The organism is Leptospira wolffii serovar Khorat str. Khorat-H2, from assembly GCF_000306115.2.
Taxonomy (GTDB): Bacteria; Spirochaetota; Leptospiria; order Leptospirales; family Leptospiraceae; genus Leptospira_B; species Leptospira_B wolffii.
The window spans coordinates 297,412-309,886 of the sequence record NZ_AKWX02000013.1 but is presented as its reverse complement, the minus strand read 5'-3'; the positions used below and the strand labels follow the sequence as shown (position 1 = coordinate 309,886).

The following is a 12,475-nucleotide window of genomic DNA, read 5'->3' as shown; positions in this document are numbered from 1 at the left end:
TCACGGAATTTCCCGGAGCGGATTTACGTTTTTATTACAGAAAAATTTGAATTTGAGCTCGAATTCTATGAGAGCCCAGGTTCTCCACCGTTCCTCCGTCCAGATAGGCGTAGTCCGCTTGGAATTTCAGATTATGCTCTCTCATATAATAAGATAAGGCTACGCCTCTTTCCTTCGAGTAAACCAATTTGGGATCCGTTTTTCCCCAAGGACGATATTCGGAATAGCGGATTGCGACTCCCAAATTATTCGGAAACAGGTATCCGATCTGTAGGAACCCTCCTTTTACGGATCTGGAATATTCCCTATGCGTTTCCGTTCCGATCGTTTTCTCCACGAAAGGAGAATTTGCTTTTCTCGCCACGGATTCTCCGGAGACGGATACTCCTTTCCATTGAAAAAGAAACTCCGCACCTGCATGGGAATAATCGAATCGGGCGAATTCGTAAGTATTTCCGAAGGTGGAATGATCCCGGTTCGTGTTTCGATTGGACGCGCCCATCAAGGAAAAGGAAAGGTTCGGGCGATCGGTTCTTTTCAGATCCGGTTCCCCATTATCTTGGAAGGTTCTGATCGGGAAATAGGTAAGTTTACCACTGAGAAGAACTCCCGACGCCTCCGAAGTCCGATTTCGTCCGTCTCCTCCGAAGATTCCCGCGGAATATCCGAAACGATCCAAACCGAATAAATCTCCCGAGGAGACTAGGATTCCTACGTCTCTATCCAAATTCAGCTCGTCGTTAGCCATCGTACGATCCACGAATTCTTGGACTCCGTCGGAAATGAATCTTTGTCGATTGAAGGGAACTTTCATTTGCCCGATCTTAAGATTTGCGTTACGAAATCCCGTGTAAGAAATGCTGGCATCTCTAAGAGGTACGGGCCTATCCTTCTCCATATCCAAATTGGAAAAGGAAAATTGAATATAATATTGCCAATCCTTGCCTAAAAAATTTCCCGCGAGAGTAAGCCTCGCTCTTCTGGTTTGGAGTTCCGTTTCTTCCCGGGTATCGTCTTGTTCGTGCACGATGGTTTCCGTGGCTCTTTCCTGTAGTCTCGCCCGGATATTTAGGAAGCTTTGCAAATCGGGAGTTTGCAAAGAGATCCCTTTACCGAAATCCATATCCAAGAGCACGTTGTCTTGTGGCTTAGCTTGGACGGTCGCGATTTCCTTTCCGATTTTTTTCTTCTTTTTGGTCTTATTCGTCGGAACGGAAGCAGCAGTATTTTCTTTCGATTCGGGGGAAAGGGAGGGGAGGAGAAGAGTGCAGGTAAGAAGGACTGTCACACCGGATGGAATGAATCGGGACCGAATCGGTTTCGAAATAGAATGCGAACTCATAGTCCTTATATCTGTATTTTCTTTTTATAAATTAGGAAAAAGTCCTATTTTTCAGGGGGACTCCGATCCGAAAAAAAAGAACAAGAGGACTTTTTAAAGTTAGAAAGGGAACGTTAAAGAATCGTTCCCTCGAAAAGGCGGGTATCTAAAATAAAATCGGACTTAGGTCGGGGGGCGTCGGTCCCATTCTAAATTTATGATAGTGATGCAGGACAGCAGGACCAAAACCGCTAGGATAAATAATAATCCTCCGTCGTCGTCCACTACGATTCCTAAGAAGAGAAGGTGAGAAAGTACGGCACCAACCATCAGTCCGAAGCCGACTAAAGCCCCGATGAATCGGGAAGCGGGAAAGACGAGCAATGTAGCGATGATGAACTCTACGGAGCCGGTGCCGATTCGGCCCCAGGGCTCGATACCTAAAGTGGAGAATATTTTCACCGATTCGCTGGCACCGGTGAATTTGAAGAATAAAGTCTGAATGAAAACCAAGGCCGAAAATACGGCCAGAGTTGTGGAAATACGGTTTTTCGTAGTCTGGGTCAAAGCCACCATCGAACGCTCCTTTCCCAGGATTCGGGCTCCCCGGGGTTTCGTTACAGTAAATGCAAAAATTTATCTATATAATTCTTCGATTTGGTCCTTATATTTATCAGAGACGACGTTTCTTCTGATCTTCATCGTCATCGTGAGTTCGTCTCCCGGCTCGAATTTTTTAGGCAATAGATAGAAGTTGGAAACTTTCTCGAAATTCTTGAATCCGTTTTTGGCGGAGACTCTTTCCTTGATTTCCTTCTTGAATAGTTCTCTTACGTCCGGATCCGAGTTAGGATCTTCGATCTCCTGTAAGAGTCTGGATTTCCATTCTCTCAATTGTTTGTCCAAAACATCCCAATCCGGAACGAGTAGGGCGCCGAGTACCTTTTGGTCGTGTCCAACAACCATCGCTTGTAGTACTAACTCGCTTTGTGTGAGTGCGAATTCGATCGGCTCAGGCTCCAGATTTTCTCCTCCCAGGAGTACGATGGTATCCTTAGCTCTTCCCGCGTATTTCAATTCGCCCTGGGCGGTCCATAAGAGAAGATCTCCCGAATTCAACCAACCGTCTTTGATCGTCTCTGCCGTTTTTTCCGGATCCAGATAATACCCTTGCATGATATGATCCCCTCGATGCCAGGCGATACCTTTGATCCCGGGTTCGTGGATTTCCTCTCCTTTTTCGTCCAAAATCTTGATCTCGACGCCTGGGATACATTTGCCCAGGGTTCCGACGGAGATCCGATCCAATCTTCTTCTCGTAGACGCTCCGCTGGTCTCGGTCATACCGTAACCTTCCAAAATAGGGATACCTATGGAATTGAAGAATCGATCGATGTATTCGGGTAAGGCCCCGGCTCCGGAGATCGCGAATTTCAGATTTCCTCCCAGACTTTTGCGGATTTTGGAGAATAGCGCCTGGGCGAGAATGTTCGGAACGAAGTATAAGAGCGCTCCGAAGAAGGCTACGGAACGGTAAACGATCTCCAAAAGTAAATTCCGTTTATGTAAAGTGAATTCGAGGCCTACGAGCCTACTCTTATAAGTGTAATAGGAGGAGGCGACCGATTGAAAGGTCTTAAACAGAAACTTGCCTACGGGAGAAGCGTCCTTGAGTTTGTCCTGAACCTTATTATAGAAACTCTCCCAAACTCTTGGTACGGAAAGCAGAAAGGTAGGCTTGATATCCTGTAAATCCTGCCCCAGACTGGAAATGGAGGTAAACGCTTCTGAGGCTCCGGCGCGGATACATGCGGTTTCTATCAATCTTTCCGCAATATGCCAAGGAGGCAAATAAGCCATGGTCCTATCGGCAGGTGTGATTCGGATATCATCCAGAGAAAGGGACATGTTTACGTTGAAGATTATATTCCGATGGGAAAGCATAACGCCTTTGGGCCTTCCTGTGGTGCCGGAAGTATATACGATCGTCGCCAGATCCGTTTCGCGAACGGATTCTCCTCTTTTATGAAATTCTAATTCTCCTTTTTCTTGAATCCATCTGTCCCCCAAGGAAATCAAGTCGTCCAAATGTAGGATTCGGAAAGGAGTCTTGGAAAAGGGATGGGAGGAGGGTTCGAATAAGATGACCGTTTTTAAGTGAGGAAAGGCGTCCGCATTTGCCGAAATCTTACGAACTACCTCGGAATTCCCTGCAAAACATACCTCTGTCTTTGCATGATTTAGAATATATACGAGATCTTCTATCGTGGAATCCGTTCCCCTAGGCACGTCCACGCTCCCTATATTCGTAATTCCTAAACTAACCCAGATCCAACGATGTCCCGAGTCCGCGATTAACCCTATATTCTGACCTTTTTGCGCACCGATCGAAACGAGTCCTAATCCTATACGCACTACCAAATCGTTCAATTCTCGGAACGCTAGGGATTTGTATGTTTTGCCGTCAGGTTTGAAGAATTGAGCGGGAGAATTCGAAAACGCTTCCGAAGAGGATTTCATCATCCAGGGTACAAACCGGAGACATGGGTAACAAAATAGACCGGGAACATAGGTAACACTAAACGTATGCAAAGGAGGGCTAATCCTTTGCCGTGGAAAGAGGTGTCACCTATGGACGAGAAAGTAAAATTCATTGCAGCAGTCTGCGATGGTAATGTATCGATGAGTTCTCTTTGTGAGACATTTGGTATAAGTAGGAAGACCGGTTATAAATGGCTGGACCGTTACCGTAAAGAAGGTCCTGAAGGATTATTAGATAAAAATCGAGCTCCACATTCAAATCCGAATCAAGTGGGCTTTGCCGAAGAAAGGATGATCATAGGAATTCGTAAAGATCATCCAACCTGGGGGCCTCGAAAGCTTCTTGCGTTTCTGGAAAATTCTCATCCGGAGTTGGACTGGCCTGCTGCAAGCACGATAGGAATCATTCTGCAAAAAAGAGGTTTAGTAAAATCTAAAAAGAAACGGCAGGGAATGGCAAGATACTCTGAACCTTTCAAGGGGTATGATCATGCAAACGCAGTATGGTGTGCAGATTTCAAAGGAGATTTTAAGTTAAAGGATGGGATTCGTTGTTACCCGTTAACGATTTCAGACGGATATAGCCGCTTCTTACTCTGTTGCAAGGGTTTATCCGGAACAAGAACATATGAAACTAAAAAGGAATTCGAGAGATGTTTTAGGGAATATGGACTTCCTAATGCAATACGAACAGACAACGGGATCCCTTTTGCAGCAGGATTAGGAATTTCGCTACTTTCTACTTGGTGGATCAAATTAGGAATCTTACCCGAACGTATCCAGCCCGGGCAAGCCACAGGAGAACGGAAGGCATGAGAGAATGCACAGGACCCTAAAGGCAGAAGCTGTTTATCCCAATCCGTTCGAATATGAAGCAGCAGCAAAAATCTTTTGATAGGTTTAGGAAAGAATACAATAACGAACGTCCTCACGAAGCCTTAGGGCAAAAGACACCATCTCATTTTTATAAGGCATCTACAAGATCATTTCCGAATCGTATACCGGAGATTTCTTACCCTGGTCACTTCGAGGTCCGGAAGGTGGATGATGGGAATTTTTATTGGAAGAATAAAAGGTTCTTTGTTACTAAAAGTTTAGGGGGCGAGTATATAGGCTTCGAGCCAGTGGAGGATGGTATTTGGACAATTTATTTTAGCTTTGTTAAAATAGGAATATTTGATGAAAAAAGACAGAAGGTCTCTAGGATATTAAAAGTGTAACCCATGTCTCCGGTCTAAACTGTTACCTATGTTCCCGGACGTACACAGTATAAGGTTTGGGAATGTAGGAAGGGGAGTCTTAAGGGTTCCATTGCGGGAACCGATTTTAATCCTTACCTGAAAGCGGGTCCAGGAAAAATTCAAAAATTATGATATCCTGTAGTTGTCGAACGATCGTTTTATAACGATCAATGACGTATATGATTTCTGCCGAATGCCTTCGCGTCATACAGATTCTTATCCGCTAGGCCCAGTAACTCCTGGTAAGAATGGATATCGTGATCCGTATTGCTGGATACGCCTATGGAAACGGTGACCCGAGTGAACGTGCTTTGAGAATGTTCGATGCCCATATCCTCGACGGTCTGTAGCATATTTAAGGCGACTACGATCGCACCTTCCACCGGAGTATCGGGTAGTATGACCGCGAATTCTTCCCCGCCGAAGCGCGCGATCATATCCGAAGAACGATTCAAACATTCCTTCAAGGATTGAGCTACTTGTTCTAGAACTTGATCTCCCTTTAAGTGCCCGTAAGTATCATTATACGCTTTGAAAAAGTCCACGTCTATCATGAGGACCGACAAGGGTCTCTCCGTTCTCAGGGAACGGTTCCATTCTCTTTCCAATTCCTGGTCGAAGAATCTACGGTTGGCCACTCCGGTAAGAGGATCCAAGAGGGAAAGTTCTAAGAGTTTGTCCGCCCTTTCCTTATACTCGTCTTTTTCTTTTCGGAAAGTATTGATACGATCCACGAGTCCGAGAGAGAGTAGAATAACGTTGCTCAATAAACCCAGTTTTAACATTCCCGAAGCCACTTCTTCGGAATCGTAAAATCCCAACTTGTTTAGGGAGAATATGATGGTCCCGATCAAGCTTAAGACCCAGGCGCTTAGAAAAATGGTCGCCTTTCTATCCTTGCGCACCGTCTGGATGACCGATATGACGATCAGTAGCAGTATCTCCCCGATCGGAAGAATGGCGCTAACCGGTAGCAGATATTGGAGCGGGACGAAAAAGGGCAAAAATAAGCATACGATCCAAATGCCTGTAAATCCTCGGATGATCTTATGTGTGATCGGATGGAGATTTCTGGTCTGCAGATATTCTTCGGCGAATAGACCCAGAGAAATCATGATGATACATGTGACCGTGATAAAAGAGGAGTTAACGAATCGGGGAGAATTCGGAAGAAGTAGCCAGAATCCGTAGCCGGAAATCATGATCGTAAAATAGGTGACTCCGGCGATTAGAAATACGTAATATAAATACGCTTTTTCCCGGATGCCCAGTAGTAGGAAGAAATTATAAAAGACCATTACTCCCAAGGCGCCGAAATACATTCCGTTCAATAGAAGAGAAATACGGGAGGAGGATTCCAACTCACTTTTAGTGACTAATTGCAGAGGAAGGGAAAGGGAGCCCTCGGACTTGACCCGGAGCATAACCTCCACTCTGCCCTTATCTTCCAAGGGGAGGGGGAATACGAAATACCTGTCCTTGATCGGTCTTTCCCGAAAGGGAAGCATATCTCCGGTATGATATTCGCCCTCTCTGTTTTTGGAGTCTCTCCAGAAGACGTCGATATAATCTATATGAGGATATTCTAAAACTAGAAAGCGTTCTTCCGAGAGAGGCTCTTCCGTCTCTACTTCGAATTTAAGCCAATAAGGAGAAGAGTCGTATCCGAAACCCGGAATCCTATCCGGATGTTTCTTGAATTCCAGATCCGATTCTCCTCCCGAGAGCTCCTGCCAGGTTAGCGATCCGGATACGTCCTTTAAATAGGATAAAGTCGATTTTAAATAGATCCTCCGGGGAGAATGGGAGTCCAGAAAAATGGGCTCCGATGTAGTTCGGTTTTCTTCCGAAAAGGAATTTTGAGGAAAGAATAAGACTAGAGAAAAAAGAAGAAATAGAGGGAAAAGTCCAAGGAATGGAAATTTCGGATCCGTAGATTTTCGTTTCTCCGAACGCTTCGGCATACCGAAAATATTCTTACCTAGGGGCGGTTGTCAGTCAAAAAACTTTCTAAAGTCTCTTTCGATTTGCAGAAGATCCGACCATACTCCCTTAAGTATAATATCGGATAAGATAGGAATCCTATCCGACTAACGAAGATCAGTCCGGGTCTCTTTTGAACTCTCGTCGATTCACGAATAGAAACTGAGTCTCGCTCGTGATCCCCGCCTTACTTTTACCCCGGATTACCATTGTGGGATAGCTTGTAGTCTTATGAAAGTCCGGTATACGAACCGTATATTCGGTATCCGATTTTCTGGATACGATTCTATCTTTTCCGCCGATTTGCATCGTGATAGAGGAAGGCTCCAATCCTTCCACTCCTACGTTAAATGTTTCTCCCGGATTGACCCAGGATCCGTCCGCGATCCCCAAGCGAATTTTGGAAGGGGGAGCGGTCGTTAGAATCGCATTGAAAGTCTTTTGGCTGATTCCCCAAGCGATCAAGGCTCTATGAACCGTATAGGGATCCGTACCGGGAATATTCTTACCTCGATTCACCGTGAATGCCATTCTGTATCCGGCGGCCTTAGCTTCTTCAATGACTCTCACATCGAATAGTCCGAACGGATAGGCAAGATCTTGGATCTTTCTTCCTGTCTTGGCTTCTAAAGTAGCTTTGGAGTCCCGTAACTGTTGCCTGATTTCCGCTCTTTTCATCGCAGGCAGTTTGGGATGGTATACCGTATGAGATCCGATGTCTAGAACTCCGCTATCCAAGGCGTCTTTCAGTTCCGCCCAGCTGAGATAATATTTGTACTTAGGATTGGAGATAACGGTAGGATAAATGAAGACGGAAGCTCGGAAGCCGTACTTTTTCAAGAGGGGAACAAGCACATTTCTATGGGTTATGGAGCCGTCGTCGAAAGTAAGAAGAATAGGCCGTTTCGGAAAATCGTTACCCGCCTTTCCTTGGATATACGCGTAAAATTGATCCAGACTAACCGTTTGGTAGCCTAGACCTTGTAGAAACTTAAATTGCTCCTCCAAAAGATTCGGATCCAAGTTGTATCCGCCCATCGGATCCCCGTTTCCCACCAAGTGATGGTAACATAGTACCGGGATTCCTTTGCCGTGCCCAGGAGATTCCGCTCCGGAGCTCTTAGAATCGTAGGAAGTTTTAGGAGGAAGATCCGAGACTCCTGGAACCGTATTCTCATACTTTTTGGGAAGAGCGACCTTCTCTTCTTTTCCTTTTTCGGTCGGAGAGACCTTCTTGGACGCGGTTTTGGATTTCTTCCTTCTCTGCACCCTTTTGGATTTATGAGAAGAAGTGGAAGAAGATTGGGAGGCGACGGATTCTTCCTTCTCCTTCTTAGAATGAATTGCGGGAGAAGGTTTAGTTTCCTCTTCCTTAGGGATTTCGCGTTTCTCGGGAGCGGTAGAATTTTCCCCGGATTTTTTGGTCTTTCTTTCCGAAGTCGGCTCGGGGGTCAAAAAGTCGTCTACGGGGGCGCCGATCAGGAAGGAATTTACTAAGAGTAGGAAAAAAATTATTGATAAGTTTCTAATTTGCATCGTATTTGGAACGGATTATTCCAAATTTCTGAGACCTCGGCGATCTGCAAGTGTTTCGCGGGATTGGGAGAGAATAGGGATGGTCGCCTGTCCGAGGGATTCCTCCCTAGGACCAGGCTCAAGCGGTTGAATGGATTTCGCATTTTAGACTCGCATATCCTTTTTGAAAAGGAAGCGAGAGAGGGATTTTATTTTTTCCCTTTTTCTTTGATTAGTCGCTTCAGAACCGATTCTGAATGGTTGCTTAGTTTGATTACTGCAGCCTTATTCGGTTTCTTTTTTTCCAATTCCAGAAGGATAGTGGAGAAGCGGAATTTTCTGCGAATATGATTCACTGCAGGAATGGAAGTCTTGAAGATCCTAGCCAATTCATGATCCGCATTACCTTCCTGATTGAGATCGTAGAACTTGGATAATTTGGCTTCGTCCCATACGATCTTCTCGTCGGTTTTGTAGTAATTGTGATACTCTAGACGACGGCTATTTCTTTCATAGGAGCCCTTATTTCTTTTTTCTCTCCAAAAAGGGTGCCTATTTCTTGCATATTTTATGTCATCTATTGAATAACCGGATTTATTTAACCATTCTGTGGTAATACTGGACTTCTTGGGTCCTTCTAACTTTGATTTGATGGAAAATTCAATATACTGCTCTGGCGTTTTCGCAGAGAGAAGTTTCTTTTTTTCCTTTTCGTAATCCATATCCTTGCCTTGCGATTTCTGTTTCACCCTTGCGGTGTTTTTTCTATCTGAATAGGTGGATAGTGTTCTCTACCTGGATCAATACCGAAACTCTTTTTCCGATAGAGTGCGGAAAAAACAAAAATCCCCTATTTGCAAAATAAATTATCTGTTCAGAAGATGCAAGCCCCTTAAAGTATACTAAGTTTCTTGAACACGGGTCCGACGAAGTGTATGCAACCTCATGAGTTGAAGCACTAGGCACTGTATGGACAAGAATCTACGTAAATTCACAAATCTCATCCTATCATAAAAACGACTGAGAGCGCTCGAATATTATTAAAAGAAGTGAAAGAAGATTGTAGTATACGCGAATCTTGGCTGTTTTTCGAAGGCCATCACAGAATCGGCTACAAGAATTATACGGCTTCTCGTGGTAAGAATGGGACTCCCTTTCGAAAGAATATCAAAAGGTGGAAACCGAAATACTTTTTCAAGGTCTGAGTCGACGTTGTATGGGATTGATAAAGTTTTTTGGAGTCAGAATGAAACAACTTACGGCGCATCTATGCCTTTTTTTCTGGATCTCGTTCTCAGTATACGCTCACGAAGAAGGTGCGCCTCACGCGCATAAGGACTCCTGCAAACAGGACGTTGAAAAATTCTGCAAAACCGTCCCTAAAGGGGAGACTATCAATTGCCTCAAAGACAAGGAGGATTCCTTAGGAGAGGAATGTAAGGCTTTGATCGGGGAAATCCGGGAGCTCGCCAAACAGCGGCTAGAGGCCTGTAAGGAAGACCGAGACAAATTTTGTTCGGACAAGGGCAAAAATGTGATACGTTGTCTTTCGGAAAATTCGGACTACTTAAGTAAGAGATGCAAAGATCTTCTTCCTAAAAAGTCGGATCCGTCTAAGTCCAAAGCATTATAATTATATTCGAATGATCCTAGGGAGGAAAAGAATTTGAAGCGCGTCATTATCACCGGCGGAACGGAAGGAATCGGGAGAGCCACGGTACAAGGTCTAGCGGAAAGAGGATGGGCTATCACTCTAGTAGCGAGAAGTAAGGAAAAAGCGGATAAGATAATAGAAGAAGCCGCTAAGATTCCCGGAAGCACGAGAGTGGAATACGTGATAGGCGATCTATCTTCCTTAAAAGACGTGCAACGGATCGGTCGGGAGTTGAAGGAAAGGTATCCGGTCATAGACTGTCTTATCAATAACGCCGGAGTGATGCCTTTGCGAAGAAAGGAATCTTCTGACGGTTACGAGCTGAATTTCGCGGTCAACCATCTAGCTCATTCTTTACTTACGAGGATTCTACTTCCGAATCTTGAAAAATCCTCCCAGGGAAGAATCGTAGTCGTAAGTTCCAAATTACATAAAAATGGGAATCCGGATCCCGAGGACCTAGATAAGAGGATCAAATTCTCCTGGATGGGAGCATATTCGGATTCCAAGCTTTATAATGCGTTCTTCACGATGGATTTGGCGGAGGAACTACGAACAGGAAGTAAGGTCACGATCAACGCATTGCATCCAGGGGTGGTACGGAGTTCTCTTTTTAGGGATGTATCCGGTCCCTTGAGATTGATTTTCGCAGGGATCCAGAATCTATTCTTCATCAGCCCGGAAGAAGGAGCCCAAACCTCCATTTATCTTGCGGATGCTCCGGGTCTGGAAAAGGTCTCGGGAAAGTATTTCGACGGTCGTAAAGAACTTCCCTGGAAAGGAATCGCCCTGGATTCGGGGCTTAGATCTAAGATCCGAGAGGCCACGAATCGGATTCTGGCGCCGTATTTGTAGAAGGTACTACAAATACGGGTGAAGACACGGCGGGATTGGCCTATCGATCCTTATTGAGAAGGCCCTTACTTCCGATAATCAGCATTATGTCGCATTAGATTCCGGAGAAAGGCGATTCGCCCTCTCTCTCAGGATTTTCGATCTTTCGGTCGGAAGGTCTCATGAGAAGAATGTTCCGGCTTGAAAAAAAGACCTGAGCTTTCAGTCTCCCTCTTATGCATGCAGTTTCCCAAAAAGCTGCCACCCATTTTTCAAAACGGTGATTTCTCTTTGATTCTGAAAATCTTCTCCGGCTATTGCGTTCTTCGAATTATCTTAGGAGTCTGGGCCACCGCCGGCCTGGGTTGCAGCGCCTCTCTTTATTTGGAAAAAGATCCTACGGGATGGTTCGCTCGTATTTTCTACGGGTTTTTCACGATACTCGTATTCACCCTGATTTTCATGAGATATCTCCGAGTCACCGTAGCGGGCTCTTGGAAAGCGATACGGTACATTCTTCTCGTCCATTGTTTTGCCTTAGCTGTACTAGGCGTATTCCTTCTCGAACTCTCGATCCCGAAAAGTCCAATCGTAGAAATGGACAAACAAGGTTCGGGGAATGAAGCGATTCTTTTCTTTGCGGACTCGGCGATCTCTATGTTTTGGTATTTATTCTACACTCTATCCCGAGGGATCCAGTCCTATTATAATGTGAATCCACAGAAGGACTTTTGATTTTCAAAGATGTCCAAACGCAAATATTTCCCATTCTTAATCCTATCCTTATTTTTTCTTTCCGGCCCGATCTTATCCGAAGAAGCGGTCATCGTAATGCAAAACGTGGATCTCCCTGGTTTGGGAGGAGATTCCAAGAAAAAGGTTCCGTTGGACGAACTGGAAATCGTGGAAATCCTGAATAAGAAAAAGGACGCTCAGGGGAACGAGTTATTCGAAATCAGAACCGGGCGTTGCGAGGGAGAAAGATGCGTCTCCGGCTGGGTCGGCAAATATGATTTTATACCGTTAAGCCAATTCAAGAAGGTTTCCGATATGAATCCTTTCGAATTCAGTTCCTGCATCGGAGAATCCTGCATCAATTATTCCTTCGGTAAGAACGGGGAACTTAATTATTATTATGTAATGTCTTTTTCCGAGGCCTCCAGACACCTTCTTCCTTTGGCGAAATGCGCCGACGGGGACGAGGAAAAGATCGTGGATTTGGAAAAATTCTGTAGCGGATCCGGTTCCGTTTATCAGGCGGGAAATTTTTTGAGACTTTTGAAAAAAGACGGAAACCTTTTGGAATATTTGAAATACATACCGGACCAGCTCGTTACGAATCGCTACGATAGCATCGATTATTTCGAAGCTCTCCTGAAATAAGGC

Annotated in this window: 10 protein-coding genes and 1 pseudogene; 5 read left to right on the top strand and 6 right to left on the bottom strand. The window is 44.9% G+C overall.

Going from position 1 to position 12,475, the window contains the following annotated elements; all coding sequences use genetic code 11:
- Window positions 1-34: 34 nt before the first annotated feature.
- The 3 genes from LEP1GSC061_RS11930 to LEP1GSC061_RS11920 all read right to left on the bottom strand — a co-directional run bounded on the left by LEP1GSC061_RS11930 (window position 35) and on the right by LEP1GSC061_RS11920 (window position 3,844).
- Window positions 35-1,342, bottom strand: coding sequence for a porin (locus LEP1GSC061_RS11930; RefSeq protein ID WP_084680500.1), 1,308 nt, complete (start codon window positions 1,340-1,342; stop codon window positions 35-37).
- A 162-nt stretch (window positions 1,343-1,504) separates the two neighbouring features.
- A complete protein-coding gene (locus LEP1GSC061_RS11925; RefSeq protein ID WP_016545557.1) occupies window positions 1,505-1,897 on the bottom strand; it encodes a DoxX family protein in 393 nt (130 codons plus the stop codon).
- Window positions 1,898-1,957: 60 nt separating this feature from the next.
- Window positions 1,958-3,844, bottom strand: coding sequence for an AMP-dependent synthetase/ligase (locus LEP1GSC061_RS11920; RefSeq protein WP_016545680.1), 1,887 nt, complete (start codon window positions 3,842-3,844; stop codon window positions 1,958-1,960).
- A gap of 84 nt (window positions 3,845-3,928) precedes the next feature.
- On the opposite strand from LEP1GSC061_RS11920, the pseudogene LEP1GSC061_RS11915 reads away from it, so the two are divergent.
- Window positions 3,929-5,082 (top strand): annotated as a pseudogene (locus tag LEP1GSC061_RS11915) (integrase core domain-containing protein).
- 188 nt (window positions 5,083-5,270) lie between these two features.
- Here the strand turns inward: LEP1GSC061_RS11915 and LEP1GSC061_RS11910 are convergent.
- From LEP1GSC061_RS11910 to LEP1GSC061_RS11900, 3 genes are all read right to left on the bottom strand, one after another.
- Complete coding sequence (locus LEP1GSC061_RS11910) at window positions 5,271-7,067, bottom strand: diguanylate cyclase (protein ID WP_016545563.1); 1,797 nt, start codon at window positions 7,065-7,067, stop codon at window positions 5,271-5,273.
- A gap of 136 nt (window positions 7,068-7,203) precedes the next feature.
- Window positions 7,204-8,622, bottom strand: a complete 1,419-nt coding sequence (locus LEP1GSC061_RS11905; protein WP_016545651.1) for a polysaccharide deacetylase family protein — start codon at window positions 8,620-8,622, stop codon at window positions 7,204-7,206.
- Window positions 8,623-8,810: 188 nt separating this feature from the next.
- Complete coding sequence (locus LEP1GSC061_RS11900; RefSeq protein WP_016545513.1) at window positions 8,811-9,323, bottom strand: LB099 family protein; 513 nt, start codon at window positions 9,321-9,323, stop codon at window positions 8,811-8,813.
- 524 nt (window positions 9,324-9,847) lie between these two features.
- Between LEP1GSC061_RS11900 and LEP1GSC061_RS11895 the strand changes: the two genes are divergently transcribed.
- The 4 genes from LEP1GSC061_RS11895 to LEP1GSC061_RS11880 all read left to right on the top strand — a co-directional run bounded on the left by LEP1GSC061_RS11895 (window position 9,848) and on the right by LEP1GSC061_RS11880 (window position 12,472).
- Window positions 9,848-10,234: a cysteine rich repeat domain protein gene (locus LEP1GSC061_RS11895; protein ID WP_016545660.1), complete on the top strand. Its 387-nt coding sequence runs from the start codon at window positions 9,848-9,850 to the stop codon at window positions 10,232-10,234.
- Window positions 10,235-10,267: 33 nt separating this feature from the next.
- The gene (locus LEP1GSC061_RS11890) at window positions 10,268-11,110 is read left to right on the top strand and encodes an SDR family oxidoreductase (RefSeq protein WP_016545732.1); all 843 of its coding nucleotides are present in this window, start codon (window positions 10,268-10,270) and stop codon (window positions 11,108-11,110) included.
- Window positions 11,111-11,380: 270 nt separating this feature from the next.
- On the top strand, window positions 11,381-11,824 hold the full coding sequence (locus tag LEP1GSC061_RS11885) for a hypothetical protein (protein ID WP_016545528.1): 444 nt from the start codon (window positions 11,381-11,383) through the stop codon (window positions 11,822-11,824).
- Between the two features lie 9 nt (window positions 11,825-11,833).
- The gene (locus tag LEP1GSC061_RS11880; RefSeq protein WP_016545726.1) at window positions 11,834-12,472 is read left to right on the top strand and encodes a hypothetical protein; all 639 of its coding nucleotides are present in this window, start codon (window positions 11,834-11,836) and stop codon (window positions 12,470-12,472) included.
- The last annotated feature ends 3 nt before the right edge of the window (window positions 12,473-12,475 follow it).